14 protein-coding genes and 1 pseudogene are annotated in these 17,200 nt (G+C 59.2%); 4 read left to right on the top strand and 11 right to left on the bottom strand.

Annotated elements, in window-relative coordinates:
- Positions 1–154 precede the first annotated feature (154 nt).
- Together KUA11_RS02915 and KUA11_RS02910 are read right to left on the bottom strand one after the other, a co-directional pair.
- The gene (locus tag KUA11_RS02915) at positions 155–1,105 is read right to left on the bottom strand and encodes a hypothetical protein (protein ID WP_217408921.1); all 951 of its coding nucleotides are present in this window, start codon (positions 1,103–1,105) and stop codon (positions 155–157) included.
- The gene (locus KUA11_RS02910) at positions 1,098–2,060 is read right to left on the bottom strand and encodes a metallophosphoesterase family protein (RefSeq protein ID WP_217408920.1); all 963 of its coding nucleotides are present in this window, start codon (positions 2,058–2,060) and stop codon (positions 1,098–1,100) included. Before KUA11_RS02910 ends, KUA11_RS02915 begins: the two co-directional genes overlap by 8 nt.
- A gap of 283 nt (positions 2,061–2,343) precedes the next feature.
- Here KUA11_RS02910 and KUA11_RS02905 point away from each other — a divergent pair, with 283 nt between their 5' ends.
- Positions 2,344–3,621: a sensor domain-containing protein gene (locus tag KUA11_RS02905; RefSeq protein ID WP_408744135.1), complete on the top strand. Its 1,278-nt coding sequence runs from the start codon at positions 2,344–2,346 to the stop codon at positions 3,619–3,621.
- On the opposite strand, the pseudogene KUA11_RS02900 reads toward KUA11_RS02905, so the two are convergent.
- Positions 3,512–4,591 (bottom strand): annotated as a pseudogene (locus KUA11_RS02900) (glycosyltransferase); the annotation flags it as partial. The gene KUA11_RS02905 and the pseudogene KUA11_RS02900 sit on opposite strands and share 110 nt — an antisense overlap.
- A 13-nt stretch (positions 4,592–4,604) precedes the next feature.
- On the bottom strand, positions 4,605–5,501 hold the full coding sequence (locus tag KUA11_RS02895; protein WP_217408918.1) for a glucosamine inositolphosphorylceramide transferase family protein: 897 nt from the start codon (positions 5,499–5,501) through the stop codon (positions 4,605–4,607).
- Positions 5,502–5,650: 149 nt separating this feature from the next.
- On the opposite strand from KUA11_RS02895, the gene KUA11_RS02890 reads away from it, so the two are divergent.
- On the top strand, positions 5,651–6,106 hold the full coding sequence (locus KUA11_RS02890; RefSeq protein ID WP_217408917.1) for a hypothetical protein: 456 nt from the start codon (positions 5,651–5,653) through the stop codon (positions 6,104–6,106).
- 14 nt (positions 6,107–6,120) lie between these two features.
- Here KUA11_RS02890 and arfB read toward each other — a convergent pair whose 3' ends face one another.
- Together arfB and lepA are read right to left on the bottom strand one after the other, a co-directional pair.
- Complete coding sequence (arfB, locus tag KUA11_RS02885; protein WP_217408916.1) at positions 6,121–6,543, bottom strand: alternative ribosome rescue aminoacyl-tRNA hydrolase ArfB; 423 nt, start codon at positions 6,541–6,543, stop codon at positions 6,121–6,123.
- Positions 6,544–6,959: 416 nt separating this feature from the next.
- Positions 6,960–8,768 (bottom strand): translation elongation factor 4, encoded by a 1,809-nt coding sequence (gene lepA / locus KUA11_RS02880; protein WP_217408915.1) that lies wholly within the window; start codon positions 8,766–8,768, stop codon positions 6,960–6,962.
- A 118-nt stretch (positions 8,769–8,886) separates the two neighbouring features.
- Between lepA and KUA11_RS02875 the strand changes: the two genes are divergently transcribed.
- Positions 8,887–10,740, top strand: a complete 1,854-nt coding sequence (locus KUA11_RS02875) for a M3 family oligoendopeptidase (RefSeq protein ID WP_217409190.1) — start codon at positions 8,887–8,889, stop codon at positions 10,738–10,740.
- Positions 10,741–10,743: 3 nt separating this feature from the next.
- Entirely contained in the window at positions 10,744–12,099 is a 1,356-nt protein-coding gene (locus tag KUA11_RS02870; RefSeq protein WP_217408914.1) for an ABC1 kinase family protein, read from the top strand.
- A 59-nt stretch (positions 12,100–12,158) separates the two neighbouring features.
- Here the strand turns inward: KUA11_RS02870 and KUA11_RS02865 are convergent, their stop codons facing one another.
- The 5 genes from KUA11_RS02865 to dapF all read right to left on the bottom strand — a co-directional run bounded on the left by KUA11_RS02865 (position 12,159) and on the right by dapF (position 17,106).
- Positions 12,159–12,512 (bottom strand): hypothetical protein, encoded by a 354-nt coding sequence (locus KUA11_RS02865; protein WP_217408913.1) that lies wholly within the window; start codon positions 12,510–12,512, stop codon positions 12,159–12,161.
- Between the two features lie 103 nt (positions 12,513–12,615).
- Complete coding sequence (locus KUA11_RS02860; RefSeq protein WP_217408912.1) at positions 12,616–13,875, bottom strand: outer membrane beta-barrel protein; 1,260 nt, start codon at positions 13,873–13,875, stop codon at positions 12,616–12,618.
- Between the two features lie 165 nt (positions 13,876–14,040).
- Positions 14,041–15,000 (bottom strand): signal recognition particle-docking protein FtsY, encoded by a 960-nt coding sequence (gene ftsY, locus KUA11_RS02855; RefSeq protein WP_217408911.1) that lies wholly within the window; start codon positions 14,998–15,000, stop codon positions 14,041–14,043.
- A gap of 1 nt (position 15,001) precedes the next feature.
- A complete protein-coding gene (gene mtaB / locus KUA11_RS02850; RefSeq protein WP_217408910.1) occupies positions 15,002–16,288 on the bottom strand; it encodes a tRNA (N(6)-L-threonylcarbamoyladenosine(37)-C(2))-methylthiotransferase MtaB in 1,287 nt (428 codons plus the stop codon).
- The gene (dapF, locus tag KUA11_RS02845; protein WP_217408909.1) at positions 16,285–17,106 is read right to left on the bottom strand and encodes a diaminopimelate epimerase; all 822 of its coding nucleotides are present in this window, start codon (positions 17,104–17,106) and stop codon (positions 16,285–16,287) included. The genes mtaB and dapF overlap by 4 nt, the downstream gene beginning before the upstream one ends.
- Positions 17,107–17,200: the final 94 nt, after the last annotated feature.

The raw sequence follows: 17,200 nt of genomic DNA, 5'->3' as shown, positions 1-17,200 counted from the left end.
AGGCATGCGCCAAGGCTTCACATTGCCTCGTCTCTCCCTTTCGCCCTGTATCGACAATGCACAGGAACGGCCTCTTTCCCCGGGCCGACAGGACAGCATGTCCAGAATGCGTCATGCCGGAAGGAAAATCAGAATGAGATAACAAAGAATTATCTTATGCGAGCCGAAGATACACAATGTCCTGCACCGCCGGAACATGTTCCCAGATCAGATTGCTGTATAACTGCCTGTAAGCATTTTCCATGACATGATCGGGCGTAATCCCAGCTTCACACTCACGTGTGAAGGCACAGGGTCGCCAATGCACGACCGAAGCTGAAGGACGCATCGTCCGCAATCTTTCACCCCGTACAGCCCGGAACAGGCGACGCACATCCCCTGTGTCAAAGGCGCAGATCATCTGAGGCGGGCATATTTCGACGTCTGGAAAAGTGTTGAGGGCCAGAAGAGAGGAAAGAAGACACGAAGGACTGTCCTTTCCCGTCCCGTCATGCGCAATCAGCCCGCGCAACCATGTCGCAAGAAAAGGCGCATGCTGCACAGCGCCAAAAACGGCCGTGCTGGGAACGGTGCCAGTAAAAGCGGGTCGAGCAGCCGGGACTGGTGAACTGCTTTTTCTACGTGAAGAAAACGAGACGCCGTCCTTCACTCGCGAAAGGAAGTTCGCAATGGGCGTATGGCTCGCTATCCGCTCACATCCGAAAAACGTCTGACATGATGAAGAAAGATGCAATTCCCCGATCATCATGGAGTCGAATGACAGAGAAATGCCGCCAAAACGGTAGAGAAGCGCGGCACGCAGGATGCTATCGCGAATAACGGGATCCGTCGTCAGCCTATACAGTTCCGCAAAACCGGGTATTTCCAATGCGCGTCCAACCCGACGCAGCGTATCGCCCACATCCAGTCTGCAAATTGAGACGGTCGATTGCCCCAGAAGAAACACACATTGCGGAGAGTCCTCCAACGAACCGGCATGATGCACGATAACTTTTTTCATGCCGTGCCGTGTTGCCGAGGCAATGGCGAATGCCTGCGCCCACGATATTTTCCGTCCGGTCGTCACAAAATGCGCGACCGAAGGAATGGATTCCAGCTCAGGCATATCGGACTCTCCGTTCGCGGTCAGCCGCGATATCAGGAAGCGTTTCTTGAGGCAGATTGCCGGGAATGACCTGTCGCGGACGCAGCCAGCACACACATCCGGCGTCTTCGAACGCGCCCGTTTCCGTCATCTGGCGACGGGTGAGTTCGATGCGCCAGTGTTCCCTCTCCGCCACGACAGTAAGGGCGTTCCACCCAGCACGGGAATCCCGCTCGGTCGAACGCAATGCCGCCGAAGGGGCGCCAACCAATGGGATCCTCGTTCCGGGAACCGTACTGGCCGCTGCACAATGCGCGTGGCCATGCAGCACCATTTCGGCTCCCGCCTCACGCAGAACGCGCGCAATGCGCCTCCACCCGAGCAACGATTTCCGCCATGGTACAAGCCCCGGACCGACAGGATGGTGAATCAGAACGATCCGGCACAGGCCGCGCGTGGCTTCAAGGATTTTCCGCAACCGTTCGGTCTGCCCAGTGCCCACGCGCCCGCATGCCATGAAAGGTGGAGAAGCAATCGCGGAACACACGCCGATGATAGCCACATCGCCCTCACGGCGGACAAAGGGAAAATCCTCCGCTCGCGCAGAACTCCAGCGTTTCCAGATCGGCAACCCTTCCTTCAGCGAGGAAGGCATCATCGCATCGTGATTGCCCGGAACCACAACGGCCGGCGCAGGCAGTGTTTCCAGCCACGCGGCGGCTTTTCTGAATTCCTGCGGCAATCCGAAATTCGTGAGATCACCTGTGTCCGTAACAAGATCGGGGGCAAAACGGGCGATATCCGCCACCACGCCATCGACCGTTTCCTGCCGATAAAGACCGGCCCGTCGGCGACGCCATGACATGACGCTCAGTGCGCGCTTTCCAATCAACGTGCGCCACGGGAGCGGCCCATCAGGGGGCAAATGAGCGTCCGAAAGATGAGCAAAGCGCAGGAGATGGCCGGAAGCACTCATATCAGCCGCCCTCACGTAAGGAGAAACGCACAACCATGATCCAACTCTCCATCCAATCGGTGCCACGATCCCCGATGGATATTCACTCACCCGAATTGACTTGCCCCGCTCTCTACCATGAAGAATCGAACAAATATTCGGTGCAATTAAACTTTAATATTGCTGACACATAACCTCAATAAAGAGGTCATCGAAAAATTACGATACAATTATCGAGTTGAAATAAGCCATTTTTACTGCACGATAGCGACCGTCGTCAGGTCACGTGCGGATGCCTTCCAAAATGTTGCAAATTGTATTTCCGTTCATTGCCCAGCCTCACCAGACATTTCATTCGCTCCCCATCGCGCTGGAAATGGCTGCCCGGACACCGGATGTGCAGGTGCATGTCGCGTGCCTAACAGAAAAGCAGCTCGACTTCGTCCAGTCTCTCGCTGTTCACTATCCTGACGCACACGTGACCTATGACGTGTTGAACATGCCCGCTGTGCTGCGCCGTCGGATCGAAAAACATGGTCCCGGTCCTCTTGAGAAGATTGCGGTCCTTGGCCTCAACCGCTCTTACTTCTCAAAGTTCCATGCCATTGTCGTACCGGAGCGCACTTCTCTCTATCTCAAGCGGATGGGGGTGAAAGGACCACGCTTCATCTGGACACGCCACGGTGCCGGAGACCGTGCCATCGGTTTCGCCCGCGACACACGGATGTTCGATTTCGTCATTCTGTCCGGTTCCAAGATCGAACAGCGCCTGCTCGAGCAGGGAGCCATTCGACCGGGCCACTATCACCTTGGCACTTATGCCAAATTCGACCTTGTGCAGCGTATGAATCGGACTCCGCGTCGACTGTTTTCCAATGACCGTCCAACGGTGCTGTACAATCCTCACTTCTCAAGCAACCTATCCTCATGGCCCGCAATGGGGGAACGCATCATCGCGTTTTTTGCGCAGCAGGATCGCTACAACCTGATTTTTGCGCCCCATGTAAGGCTCTTCGACCGTGACAAAGCAGCCGGGGAGGCTCTCCGCCAACGCTTCGCCGACTGCTCGCACATCATCATCGATCCCGGCAGTCAGCGAAGCGTGGACATGACCTACACGCTGGCAGCCGACCTCTATCTGGGCGATGTCAGCAGTCAGGTGGCCGAATTTCTCATCCGTCCCCGGCCCTGCATCTTTTTGAATGCGCACGACACGACATGGCAGAACGACTGCAACTACAGCTTCTGGAATCTGGGAGAGGTCGTGAATGACGTGGACCAGCTTGCTGACGCTCTGGCCCGTGCTGATTCACAACACACCGCTTTCATCGCTCGTCAGAAAGCATATGTCGCGGATACATTCGAACTGACGGGGCAAGAACCCACCGCGCCCGCCGCCGCCGATGCCATCGTGGCATTTCTCCGCAGCAGTCTGCGCCCAGCCCTGTCCCGACACAGTCTCAGAAACACCGGCGTTTCTCTGCCAACCTTTCCACGCGTGCCACGACCGCCTGTCCTGTCTCGTCAAACCGCTCTGCGCCAAACAGATCCAGCACACGCTCACGCGCCTTCTGTCCCATGACTGCAAGGTGCTCCGGCGCACCGAGCAGTTCGGCCAACGCATCGGCCAGAGCCTGAGGATGTTGGGGCGGTACGATCCGCCCCGTCTCCTGAGTAATGGTGAACGGCAGTTCGCCGGCGGCTGACGCCACAACAGGCAATCCCGCCAGCATCGCTTCGTGCGCTCCCAGACACAGCCCTTCCCAAAGTGAAGGCTGCACATACAGATGCAAACCGCGCAGGAACACGGGCGGCTCGTTGACATAGCCCACCAGCCTCACCGGCAGATCATGGCGCGCAATCGACGCTTCAAGCCTTGAGCGCTCTTCGCCCTCTCCGGCAATCAGCACTTCAAAAGGTGGCAGATCCGCTTTCTCACGTAGAAGCCCGACCGCCTCACACAACGTGTCGTACCCTTTGACGGGGTGCAGTCGTCCCAATGTGCCGATCCGCACCACGTCACCCGATTGCCAAGGGCGTGCCACCGGGAACTCCGGGTCCGCGCGGAAGATCGGCCAACGTGTCAGTCGGTCTGCGGACAAACCGAGTTTCTCGCGCGTCTGCGCCTCCACGCAGCAGGAATCCGCAATCCACAGCGCGGTGCGCTCGTGCAACAGCCGCAACAGCCGCGCATTCATCGGTTTGAGACGTGCGGAATGCTGCCAGCTCACTACCGGACAATGCCGCCGCCATCCCACCGCCTGCCCCATCAGCGTGGCGCGAGTGAGCGATGTCCAGATCACGTCGGGCGCATATGTCCGCATCTGCCGATCCAGCCAGCGCAGGGCCGCCAGATGATCCGTCCGCTCCCCTTCGCGCACATGCACCTGCAATCCGGCTGTTTCCATGGGCGCCATGGCCCGGCCATCACGTCGTGCCAGCGCAAAGACTTCCACATGGTGCCCACGCTCACGCATGACCTGCGTCACGGCTGGAACAGGAAGCGCTGCGCCACCGCCTTCAACGGAGTTGATGACATAGGCAATCTTCATTTCGCGTGGCTCTTCATATCCGTGACAGCCGGTGCCGCACATCCATGAGCAGACGGCGCGGCGCATTGCGCACGATCTGCTTGGTGTCGATCAACGTGACATCTCCCGCGCTCGACAGAGTGTGCATCCCCTCGACAAATGGACTGGCTGAGAAAGGTGCTGTCAGCCGTGGTCCCATCATAAAAGACGGTCGATCCGCCAGCGGCAACGAAAGACGCAGCAGTTGGACGGCTCCGCCGTATGTGTCGCGGCAATCCTGCATGGGCAATGTCATGCTATCTTTTTCCACGATGGGCGTACCACCCAGACGACTGCTACCCACATCCAGACGCACTGGCAGAGGAAACATGTCTTCCCATGGTCCCATCAGTGAATCGGCACGCGCCATGCGAAGGGCTGTCGTCCGTTCCGTTTTCGGAAATGGTGGCGCGTAGAACATCCACCATCCGTCTTTCACGCGAACAGGCGTGGCGTCTATGGCCGCACACGGGAACAAAAATTCCGGCACCGGCTCCCATGTCCATGGAAAGCGACGGGCGCGATAGAGCGTCAGACGACCGGAGCGATGGGCCTCCGGCAGCATCCATGTTTCCCCCCCAGCCTCGAACACGAAGGGGTAGGAGAGGTGCCACGGCTCCGACAGGACCGTGCCCTGCTCCAGAACATCCAGATTCTCGTTGAGGACCAGGAGATTTACGATGCCTTTGCGTGTGCGGTAATCATAATGCTCCACAAAGACATGCAGCTTTCCATCGCGCCAAAGCCCGAATGGGTCCGCCAGAAAACGGAACGATCCCGGATTGGGCAGCCAGCGAATGGAAAAGGACGCCAGTGAACCTACGTCACGGATCGCAGCGATGGGCGCACGAACAACCCCGGTCCGCCAGATATCGGTTCTGAAAATGCTCATCGGCCAGCGGTCATGTCTCGGATCGATAGGGGCGAACGCCAGCATCTGATCCAGAGCTTTTCTTTCTGGCAGGAATGTCCATTTCCAGATTGCATGAAACGGGAAAAGTTCGGCACGCTGCGGAACCGCATACAGTGAGGGAGGCGATCATGCATCCGCATTCCAACCAAGACATTTCATCCACATCCTTGCCTGAATGGCAGACAGAAGGAAACCACGCGACCGTCTGGCTCACCGCCTCAGACGGGCAGAAACGCGCAGTAAGACTGGATCATCGGGACGCTGCGTTTATCAGAAAGATATCTCAAGACGGCCGCTTTCTGGCTCTTTCAAAACTGGGCCGCCATGGCGAAGAAACGGTCATCTTGCCTTCTCCTACCTCTCAATCCAGTGAAACACCGTTTCCAGACGCAGGCTTGCCACTGGGTCAAGCGCTTGTGGGAGAACACGAAAAAGGCCGCTACCTGCACTTCATCAATCACGATCATCATGATTTCTGTCGCGACAACCTTCAGTGGGACAAACCGGATAGCACGCCGCGTTACAGTCCCATCGACTGGCAGACAGCGGAAGCGAAACGAGAAAAGCTGGCGGCCGCTTCATAGACAGCCCATGACTTTCATTCGTCCAGTCTGACTTTTCTTGCCCGCTTGATCGTGCCCCGGTGCGTCTTGTCATCCGCCCGCTTTTGCCGCGCGGATCGGGACGGACGTGTCGGTACGCGAAAACGCGGTTTTTCGACGGCTTTGCGGAGCATCTCGACCAAACGCATCTTCACATCTTCAATGTTACGCATCTGACTGCGAAAGCGCTGCCCAGTCAGGATAAGAACGCCTTCCTGCGTCATACGGCTGCCAGCAACACGCTCCAGACGCTGGAACATGGCGGGAGACAGTGCAGCACAACTGGCCGCATGGAAACGCAACTGCACGGCAGAAAAGGTTTTCTGCACATGCTGTCCACCGGGACCGGAGGCGAGAAGATGCGTGATCTCGATCAGGTCTTCGGAAATGCTCAGGCCAGGCTGGATATCGAGTGCCATTTCGCCCTATCGCTTGCCTACGCCGGTCAATTTCTTATCTGCGACTGGATGAACAGCGCCACGAAGCGGGAGCCGAAAATCATGATCGCGATGGCCGAGCCGGTCAAAACAAGAAATTGGGCAAGTCTTCCAAATCTGGAAAAGAAGACGTTATTCTTATGTGTATATGGATAATTTATTGTATTACAACAAACCTTAATAAAACAATCCGACACAAGCAAACATGAAAAACCAATTCCTATAAAAAGAAAATAATAGTTATGATCCTTTCGCCACAGGGCGAACACAGGCACGAGAACGGCAGACCGCTCAAGCATTTTGAATATATAGTCTATGAAGGCAGAATACGCTGATAAAGACTTTATACTATCGGAAAAATCACCCGGATCAGAAAAGATGTTGCGCATCAATGGACCTTAGCGGTCCATCTTCAATGCTGCGAGGAATGCACTCTGCGGAATCTCGACCTTGCCGAACTGTCGCATCCGCTTCTTGCCCTCTTTCTGCTTCTCCAGCAGCTTCCGCTTACGGGAAATATCGCCGCCATAGCACTTGGCCGTCACGTCCTTGGACATCGCGCCAATCGTCTCACGCGCAATCACGCGCGCACCGATCGCCGCCTGAATCGCGATTTTGAAAAGCTGACGGGGAATAAGATCCTTCAGACGTGCACAAATGGCCCGACCGCGACTCTCGGCGGCGGAACGATGGGCAATGAATGCTAACGCATCCACCGGCTCCTGATTGACGAGGATGGAGATACGCACGAGATCGCTCTCCTCGTATCCGTCCATCTGATAGTCAAAGCTGGCGTAGCCGCGCGTGAGCGATTTGAGACGGTCGTAGAAATCGAACACCACCTCGTTAAGCGGCAGACGATAGACCGCCATCGCGCGATTCCCGACATAGGTGAGATCCTGCTGCACGCCACGCCGTTCGGTGCAGAGCGTCAACACCGCGCCGAGATATTCATCGGGCACCATGATGGTAGCCTTGATCCAAGGCTCCTCGATCGACTCGATCTTGGACGGATCGGGCATGTCGGCCGGGTTGTGCAGTTCTTCTTGCGTGCCGTCATTCATCTTGAGGTGATAGACCACCGATGGCGCAGTCGCGATCAGATCGAGATCGAACTCACGCGACAGACGCTCCTGAATAATCTCCAGATGCAGCAGACCGAGGAAGCCGCAACGGAAACCGAACCCCAGAGCAGCCGAGGTCTCGGCCTCATAATGGAACGAGGCATCGTTGAGCCGCAGCTTGGCCAGACTGTCGCGCAGCTTCTCGAAATCGTCCGCATTTACAGGAAACAGGCCACACCACACCACGGGGATGGAGGGCTTAAAGCCTGGAAGCGGAGCCGCAGCGGGACGCCGATCATCGGTGATGGTGTCACCCACGTTACAATCGGCCACGGTCTTGATGGCGGCGTTGATGTAACCCATCTCGCCCGGGCCTAGATCATCCACGGGGATCATGCGGGGCGCGAAAATACCCACCTGATCGACCAGATGTGTTGCGCCCGAGGACATCATGCGGATACGCGCGCCTTTCTTCAGCCGTCCCTGCTTGATGCGGACAAGGATGATGACGCCCAGATAGGCATCGTACCAACTGTCCACCAACATGGCCTGAAGCGGTGCGTCCGCATCGCCCGTCGACGGCGGAGGCAGGCGTGTGACCACGGCCTCCAGCACGCCTTCGATGTTAAGCCCGGTCTTGGCCGAAATCTCCACCGCGTCCTCAGCGTCGATGCCCACCACTTCCTCGATCTGCGCCTTCACACGCTCCGGCTCGGCTGCCGGCAGATCGATCTTGTTGAGGATTGGCACGATCTCATGATTGGCATCAATGGCCTGATAGACATTGGCCAGTGTCTGCGCCTCCACCCCCTGAGACGCATCGACCACCAGCAACGATCCCTCACACGCAGCCAGCGAACGGCTCACTTCATAGGCGAAATCCACATGGCCCGGCGTGTCCATCAGGTTGAGGATGTAGGTCTTGCCGTCCTTGGCGGGATAGGTCAGCCGCACGGTCTGCGCCTTGATGGTGATCCCACGCTCACGCTCAAGGTCCATGTTGTCGAGAACCTGATTGGTCATCTCACGGGCGGTCAGGGCACCGCAGGCCTGAATCATCCGGTCGGCAAGCGTGGACTTGCCGTGATCGATATGAGCGATAATCGAGAAGTTGCGGATCAGGTTCAGGGGCGTGTCGGTCATGCCTGCTGCATAGGCGATACGCAGCCAAATGTCAGCGGGGGAAAATGCACTCTGCCTGCGCTTTTCCGACAGACCCAACGGTCTCGCCACCCACGTCCGCTCACGCTACAGTTCTTCCATGGTTGATATGGCATCTCTCCCCTTCCCGTCTTTCCGCCCGCTCTCCCCGATGCAGGCCGCCGATAGTAGTGCAGTGGCAGCCACGACGGGCGATGACACACCGCCGCGCTGGGATCTGTCGGATCTCTACGACCGTCCCGACTCGCCGCAGGTGAAAACCGATCTGGAGCGCGCGGCGGCTGACGCGAAAGCATTTGCCAAACGCTACAAGGGCAAGGTTACGACGCTGTCGGGAGCAGAACTGGCTGCCGCCATCGAAACCAGCCAGTCCATCAACGAAAGGCTAGGCAAGGTCGGGGCCTATTCTTCCCTCGCCTTCGCGGCCGATATGGCCGATGCCGAAATCGGCAAATTCAGCCAGTTCGTGCGCGAGACCCTCTCGGATATCTCGGCCGATCTTCTGTTCTTTCCGCTGGAACTGAATCAGATCGCGGAAGACGATCTTCAAGCGAAGCTGGCCGATCCGGCGCTGGCGCACTGGGCGCCCTTCCTGCGCGACCACCGCATGTTCCGCGATCACCAGTTGCCAGACGACATCGAACAGGTGCTGCTGGAAAAATCCGTCACGGGGGCATCAGCCTGGTGTCGTCTGTTCGATGAGCAGATGAGTGGCCTGCGCGTGTCGCTGGACGGCCGCAAGGTTACGGTGGGCGAAGCGCTGAACGTCATGTCCGATCCGGACCGTTCGCGCCGTGAAGCCGCAGGCCGTGCCGTGGGCGAGACTTTGGGCGAGAACATCCGCCTCTTTTCTCTCATCACCAACACGCTGGCCAAGGACAAGGCCATCGGTGATAAGCTGCGCCATTACCCACGCCCTGAATCCTATCGCAACGTCTCCAACATGGTGGAAGACAATGTGGTGGACGCGCTCGTCTCCGCTGTGGTGGCGGATTATCCACGCCTGTCGCACCGCTATTACAAGCTGAAGGCCAAGTGGCTCGGGCTGGACAAGCTGGAACACTGGGATCGCAATGCGCCGCTGCCCGGCATGCGTGAGAAAAACATTTCGTGGACCGATGCCAAGGCGATCGTACGCCAGTCCTATGAAGGCTTCGATCCTACTCTGGGCGCCATCGTGGGGCGGTTTCTCGACAATCCGTGGATCGATGCCGCCCCCGTGCCCGGCAAGGCCTCCGGCGCGTTTGCCCATCCGGTTGTCCCATCTGTGCACCCCTATGTGCTGATGAACTATCGCGGCCGCACGCGCGACGTCATGACGCTGGCACATGAATTGGGACATGGCGCGCATCAGGTGCTGGCCGCCAAGCAGGGCTATTTCATGTCGTCCACCCCGCTCACACTGGCTGAGACCGCCAGTGTGTTCGGAGAAATGCTGACCTTCCAGCATCTGCTGGACACGGAAAAAGATCCTGAGCAGAAACGCCTGCTTCTCGCGGCCAAAGTGGAAGACATGCTCAACACGGTGGTGCGCCAGATCGCGTTCTACCAGTTCGAGAGCCGCGTCCATCATGCCCGTCGTGACGGTGAACTGCTGCCCGAGCAGATCGGCAAGATCTGGCGTGACGTGCAGACAGAGAGCCTCGGCCCGATCTTCAATTTCACGGCGGATTACGACATCTACTGGTCCTACGTGCCGCACTTCATCCACTCGCCCTTCTATGTCTACGCCTATGCGTTCGGAGACTGCCTCGTAAACGCGCTGTACGGGGTCTATCAGCAGGCCGCCGTGCCCGATTTCCGCGACAAATATCGCGCCATGCTGGAAGCCGGGGGCACGCTGCGTCACAAGGAACTGCTCGCGCCCTTCGGCCTGGATGCGAGCGATCCGGGATTCTGGCGTCGCGGACTGGACGTGATCTCGGGCTTTATCGATCAGTTGGAAGTAGGCTGAACCATGGCGGAACGCGATCTCGACGACAGCGGCCTGTTCGGTGAGTTCCGCCGCATGGTCCGTACGACCGGCACGGTGAGCGGCATCGCCGCGCGGCTGGCTGGCCACAAGTTCGGCATCAACACGGGCGGCAGCGCTCATGCGGAAGACCTCAAGGGGGTGCTCGGAGGCCTCAAGGGGCCGTTGATGAAGGCCGCCCAGCTTCTGGCCACCATCCCCGGTGCCCTGCCGGATGAATACGCCACCGAACTCGCCCAGCTTCAGTCCAACGCGCCGCCGATGGGCTGGAGCTTCGTGCGTCGCCGCATGGCCGCCGAACTTGGACCGGACTGGCAGAAGCACTTCCGCTCTTTTGGGCGTGAAGCAGCAGCAGCGGCCAGTCTTGGGCAGGTCCACAAGGCCGTGCTCCAGAATGGCGAGACCGTGGCGTGCAAGCTGCAATATCCCGACATGGCGACGACGGTGGAGGCGGACCTCAAGCAGTTCCGCATGGCCATGGGCGTCTATCACAAACTCGATAACGCCATCCGTCAGGATGACGTGGTGGAGGAACTGACCGAACGCCTTCGCGAGGAACTGGATTACACCCGTGAAGCGGCCAATCTGCGCCTCTATGGAGCCATGCTGCGTCATTCCCCCAACGTGACCATCCCCGCTCCGGTGGACGATCTGTGCACGCGCAAGCTTCTGACCATGCAGTGGGTAGACGGACGCAGCCTTCAGAAGGTGCTCGACTCCAACCCGTCACAGGCCGAGCGCGACGCGATGGCGAAAGCCCTGTTCGAAGCGTGGTACGTGCCGTTTTATCGCTACGGCGTGATCCACGGTGATCCCCATATGGGCAACTTCACCGTGCGGCCCGATTTCGGCTTCAACCTGCTCGATTTCGGCGCGATCCGCATCTTCCGACCGCGTTTCGTGCATGGCGTGATCGAATTGTGCGAAGCTCTGCGTGTGGGAGACGAAGACCGCGCCGCTCATGCCTATGAAATGTGGGGGTTCGAGCACCTTTCCCGCGAGACGATCAAGGTGCTCAACGAATGGGCGAGCTTCCTCTACGAACCGCTGATGCAGGATCGCGTGCGGACCATCAACGAGAACGCGGAAACCATCTTCGGACGGGATGTTGCTGGCCGCGTTCATACGGGGCTGCAACGCACGGGAGGCGTGAAACCACCGCGTGAGTTCGTGCTGGTGGACCGCTCGGCCATCGGGCTTGGCTCGGTTTTCATGCGATTGGGCGCCAAGCTCAACTGGCATCAAATGTTTCAGGAACTGGTGGCAGATTTCAGCGAAGAAGCTCTTGCGGCCCGTCAGGCTGAGGCCATTCGGGAAGCCCGCCTGAACGTGCATCTCTGAACGCAAAAAGGCCCGCATTTCTGCGCGGGCCTTTCCGTTCATGACGTCAAAAGAGCCAATTATTCTTCTTCGGTGGTCTCATGATCGCTGCTTTCATGGGCGTGATGTGCGCCATGTTTACGGACATGGTGAGACTGCTTATCCAGATGGCTGCGCCCCTGCGGATCGCTGTTGGCGGGCGGTTGCGTGCCGGGCTGCTCATGAACAGTGCGTGGGTTGTTCCACAGCTTGTCGGAAGGCTCGACACGCTGCCCGCTCTCCGACGTGGCGGAGGGCGGATTACGTCCGACCTGTGCCGCGGCGTCACCGGCCGTCGGCGGGATATTTCCCTCACTGGTCGCCTGAGCCATGGCCATGACCGGTTGGCCAAGAGCAAAGGCGGCAATCAGAGCAAATTTTGTCGTGCGGTTCATGAAAGAATGGTCCTTCCTGTTTGAACACTCTTCCATCCGTAATGAGTGAAACACGGAAAGGTTCCGATATCTCTCCGGTAAAGCTACGTGGTGTCAGCCTTCTTTAGAACCCGATCATCATGTCACCGCCGAAGGTAAACATCCCCGAGTTCCGGCCGTCGTTGAACGGCGTGGTGCCATTGAGCGACCGGTCGAAACGCACTTCGGGGCGAATGGCGAAATACCCCAGATCCTTCGTCAGCGCCTTACGCCACGTCACCCCAAGCGTCAGCGCGCCATAAGTCGTGGGTGGCGCGGATTCCACAGGCGTTGAGCGACCGGCCACGCCATTCATATACCCCTCATCCGTCAGGGCATTGGACACAAGCTGACCGGTGTTGTCGCGATAGATCTCCCCCCGATAATTGAAGGTGAACTCCGGAGCGAACTTCCACGAAAGATAGGACACGAAACTTTCCGCATCGGCGCGCAGACCGTCATCGTGCAGATAATTGAACTCTCCCGTGAGCGTGACGGTTGGCGTGACTTGATAGACGGCCATGATGTCGTTCCAGAACCGCATCGCGCTGTTGGCTTCGCGGTTTCCCAGAACACGCCGTGAGTTCTCCGGTCCGAAGCGGCTCAGTTCCGTGATGGTCAGCTTGCCATCGGCGAGATTGTTCAGCGCGATCCCGGCATAACCCGCAGGCTCGTCGTTGTTGTCGGAGCGTCCGAACGTGGTCTGGTTGCCGGTGTCGATGCCCGTGAGCACATCGATCATCGGCGAGACGTGGATGGTCGCCATCATACCTACGTGTTCGAACGGCACGGAATACTCGCCCGTATAACTGAACGTGTAGAACGGCCTCGCGGTGGGATCGAACGCTTCCGGCCCCATGGGTGCCTGCAGAATGCCCGCGTGCATTTCCACACCCAGCTTGGTGAACCACGGCAGATGCGCGTCCACATGCGCCTGTGCCGGGATAATCTGATAGCGGGAATTCAGCGCACGGTCCGAAATACCAAGGAGATGGTAATAACGCGAGTCCGAACCGTAACTGGCTTCCAATGTGAAGCCGAAGCTGTAGCCCCCGGACGTGTCCACGGGATGGGCCAGTTTGAGAGAAAACTGGTTGAGCTGCGGCTGGTTGGCATGATCGCCAATGAAATTGCCGAAGTTGATGCCGTTGTCAGGCCGCGCCGGATTAGCGCTGATGCCGCCCTCGATATGCCCGGCCAGTGTCGTTCCCCGCAGCCAGTTCTCGAACTCGGAAGCATCGGTCTTCTGCTCGAACAGAGAGACTTCGGCTCGTGCCGTTGTGGCAGCCTCTGTCGCCATGACGGCCAGAACACCTGTCGCCACAAGGTATCGCACTTTTTCCATCCATCCCTCCCGCAACGCTCTCCGCGCCAGATATGGAGCCGCGCTGCGTTACAGAATGAAGATGATCCGGCTCCGCAATCAACAAACAACGCACCACGCTTGAGCTACCGCCCAAGTCGTTTCACCTATTGTGTCCCGCCCGCTACACAGTGACACCCACTACTTTTACGGCGCCGCAGACGGCGTCTCCCCCTCCTCCGGAGGCGATGTTTCGAGCGAGGCCCTGCCCACCAGACCACGCGCAAATTCCTGTGCCGAGAAAGGCCGCAGATCCTCGGCTTTCTCCCCTACGCCCACAGCGTGAATGGGTAACTTGAACTCTTCCGCCAGCGCCACGACAATGCCGCCCCGTGCCGAACCATCCAGCTTGGTCACGATCAGCCCCGTCACATTAACCAGTTCACGGAACACACGAACCTGCTCGACGGCATTCTGCCCCGTCGTCGCATCCAGCACGAGCAACACGGAGTGGGGTGCCGTCTCGTCGAATTTCTTCATCACGCGGATGATCTTGGCCAACTCTTCCATGAGAGCGCCCTTGTTGTGCAGACGCCCGGCCGTATCGATCAACAGGAGATCGGCCCCGTCCGCCTTCCCCTTGCGCAACGCCTCAAACGCAAGCCCCGCTGCATCCGCACCCGGCTTGCCCGCGATGACCGGCACGTTCGTCCGCTCACCCCATACCTGAAGCTGCTCCACGGCGGCCGCGCGGAACGTATCGCCCGCCACCATGATGACCTTCTTGCCCTGCTCACTGAAATAGCGGCCCATCTTGCCGATGGTAGTCGTCTTGCCCGACCCGTTCACCCCCACCATGAGCACGACATGCGGCTTGAGTTCGGGGTTGGGCTCGAATGGAATGGCGACAGGCTCAAGCACCCGCGCGATCTCATCGGCAAGAGCGGTGCGGATTTCCTCATCCGTCACTTCCGTGCCGAAGCGCGTGCTGCGGAAGCTCTCGATCACACGCTCGGCCACCTCTGGTCCGAGATCGGCGGCGATCAGGTGATCCTCAAGATCTTCAAGCGCCGCTTCATCCAGCTTGCGCTTGGTGAAAACCGCGCCGAGTTTCTGGGTGGAGCGTGACAGCCCCTGCTTGAGACGTGAGAAAAATCCGAGTGCCATGTCACACGCTCTCCGCCACGATGCCGTCCGCGTCAACCGCTACAGCGCGCAAAACCTCAATGCGTCCTGTCTCCGACTTTTCCTGAGCCAGCCGCACAGGCGCGAACTCCTCTGAATGACCGCTGCGCGGCGTCTCCATCAGAACCCGCAGTTCCCGGCCAAGAAGGCTTTCATAATACTGCTGTGCGGACTCCGCCCCAAGCGCCCGCACCCGGGCCGCTCGCGCCTTGCGCTCAACGACGGGAATGGCGGGCATACGCGCGGCTGGCGTGCCGGGCCGGGCGCTGTACGGGAAAACATGCAGATAGGGGATCGCCGCCTGCGCCAGAAACGCCAGTGTCTCCTCAAAAAGCATCTCATCTTCCGTTGGAAAACCCGCAATGAGGTCCGCACCCAACCCGATTTGCGGACGAATGGAGCGAGCGCGCTCAATCACGGCCGCGGCGTCCGCCACCAGATGCCGCCGCTTCATCCGCTTGAGGATCATGTCCGATCCTGCCTGCAAGGAGAGATGCAGGTAGGGCATGAAACGCGGCTCGTGTTCCAGAAGACGCCACACGTCCTCGTCAATCTCCACAGGATCAACGGAGGACAGCCGCAGCCGCTCAAGCTCCGGCACGAGTGCGAGAAGACGACGGCAGAGTTGCCCCAGTCGCGGCGTGCCCGGCAGATCCCCGCCCCATGACGTAATGTCCACGCCCGTCAGCACCACTTCGCGGTAGCCTGAAGCCACAAGGGCGCGCACCTGTTCCACTACCACGCCCACCGGCACGGAACGCGAAGGTCCGCGCCCGAAAGGAATGATGCAGAACGTGCAGCGATGATCGCAGCCCTGCTGCACCTGCACGAAGGCCCGCGTGCGCCCGGCGAACTCCGTGATGAGATGCGCGGCGGTTTCACGAGCCGCCATGATGTCGGACACGGCATGACCGGATTCCAGCGCAGGCAGGCTCCAGCTCTCAGCCTTGAGCTTGTCCTCGTTGCCGAGAACTCGGGTCACGCCGGGAAGTGCTGCCCAGCGCTCCGGGTCGATCTGTGCTGCGCACCCCGTCACAACAATCCGCGTGCCCGGACGCTCCCGATGCGCGCGTCGGATTGCCTGTCGGGCCTGTCGCTCGGCCTCCCCCGTGACAGCACAGGTGTTGACGATGATGACATCGTCCAGCGCGGCCGCGTGGCCACGCATCACTTCGCTCTCATACGTGTTCAGCCGACAACCGAAGGTGAGGATGTCCACCCCTCCAGTCGGGTCGGTCTCATCCTGAGGCAGAATCGCGCGCTCGCTCATCGCGGATAAGCGTCGAGATCGACGCTCCCCCTAAACGCAATCCGGGCAGGCCCTGTCATCCGCACATGATCGTCCTCACCCCAGTCGATGACCATTTCGCCGCCATCGACCTCCACCGTCATCCGACGATCACCCAAGTCACGCCGCGCCGCATTCACGACCGCAGCGCAGGCCCCGGAACCACAGGCCAGAGTAAATCCGGCACCGCGCTCCCAAACACGCAGACGCATCCGGTCTGGTGCATCGATCCGCGCAAAGCCAATATTCGCCCGCTCGGGGAAGAGGGGATCGACTTCCAGTGCTTCCCCCCGCCGTGCCTCTGCCAGATCCTTCACAAAGAACGTCGCGTGCGGGTTGCCCATCGACAACGCGGCCGGACGACCTTCCAGCGGCAGTTCCAGCGTGTCCATCTCGCGCGCCAGCGGCACGGAACTCCAGTCTAGGCGAGGCTCGCTCATATCCACCGTCACGATTGCGCCGTTTGCGTGCTGCTCCAGGACCTGCGCGTGCAACACGCCACCTGAGGTGGTGAAGGTGACATCGTTTTGCCCTGTTTCGCGCGCCAGAAGGTCCGCCACACAACGCGAGGCGTTCCCGCAGGCGCCGGCCTCACTGCCGTCAGGATTGAAGAACCGCACAAACGCGCCTTCTCTCTCAGCGATACGAGAAAGCGTCACGAACTGATCGCAGCCAATTCCGCGCCGGCGATCGGCCAGGGCTGCAATCCGCTGAGGCGTGAGATCAAGCGGGGTCACGCGTTCATCCATGATGATGAAATCGTTCCCCAGGCCGTGCATCTTCAGGAAAGGCATCGTCATGCCCGTCTTATGACGATTCCTGCTGCCTGCACGCAATGTTCATCTGCAAAAGATGATCCTGCCTGCTCCGATCGTTACGTATTGTTTAAAAAAA

Source organism: Acetobacter estunensis (assembly GCF_019083805.1).
GTDB lineage: Bacteria > Pseudomonadota > Alphaproteobacteria > Acetobacterales > Acetobacteraceae > Acetobacter > Acetobacter estunensis_A.
This window is presented reverse-complemented; position numbering and strand designations above follow the sequence as displayed.

Excerpts from the sequence above, each read along its gene's own strand:
- KUA11_RS02915 (WP_217408921.1), bottom strand. The coding sequence starts at position 1,105 with ATGCCTGAGCTGGAATCCATTCCTTCGGTCGCGCATTTTGTGACGACC.
- KUA11_RS02910 (WP_217408920.1), bottom strand. The coding sequence starts at position 2,060 with ATGAGTGCTTCCGGCCATCTCCTGCGCTTTGCTCATCTTTCGGACGCT.
- KUA11_RS02905 (WP_408744135.1), top strand. The coding sequence starts at position 2,344 with ATGTTGCAAATTGTATTTCCGTTCATTGCCCAGCCTCACCAGACATTT.
- KUA11_RS02895 (WP_217408918.1), bottom strand. The coding sequence starts at position 5,501 with ATGAGCATTTTCAGAACCGATATCTGGCGGACCGGGGTTGTTCGTGCG.
- KUA11_RS02890 (WP_217408917.1), top strand. The coding sequence starts at position 5,651 with ATGCATCCGCATTCCAACCAAGACATTTCATCCACATCCTTGCCTGAA.
- arfB (WP_217408916.1), bottom strand. The coding sequence starts at position 6,543 with ATGGCACTCGATATCCAGCCTGGCCTGAGCATTTCCGAAGACCTGATC.
- lepA (WP_217408915.1), bottom strand. The coding sequence starts at position 8,768 with ATGACCGACACGCCCCTGAACCTGATCCGCAACTTCTCGATTATCGCT.
- KUA11_RS02875 (WP_217409190.1), top strand. The coding sequence starts at position 8,887 with ATGGTTGATATGGCATCTCTCCCCTTCCCGTCTTTCCGCCCGCTCTCC.
- KUA11_RS02870 (WP_217408914.1), top strand. The coding sequence starts at position 10,744 with ATGGCGGAACGCGATCTCGACGACAGCGGCCTGTTCGGTGAGTTCCGC.
- KUA11_RS02865 (WP_217408913.1), bottom strand. The coding sequence starts at position 12,512 with ATGAACCGCACGACAAAATTTGCTCTGATTGCCGCCTTTGCTCTTGGC.
- KUA11_RS02860 (WP_217408912.1), bottom strand. The coding sequence starts at position 13,875 with ATGGAAAAAGTGCGATACCTTGTGGCGACAGGTGTTCTGGCCGTCATG.
- ftsY (WP_217408911.1), bottom strand. The coding sequence starts at position 15,000 with ATGGCACTCGGATTTTTCTCACGTCTCAAGCAGGGGCTGTCACGCTCC.
- mtaB (WP_217408910.1), bottom strand. The coding sequence starts at position 16,288 with ATGAGCGAGCGCGCGATTCTGCCTCAGGATGAGACCGACCCGACTGGA.
- dapF (WP_217408909.1), bottom strand. The coding sequence starts at position 17,106 with ATGACGATGCCTTTCCTGAAGATGCACGGCCTGGGGAACGATTTCATC.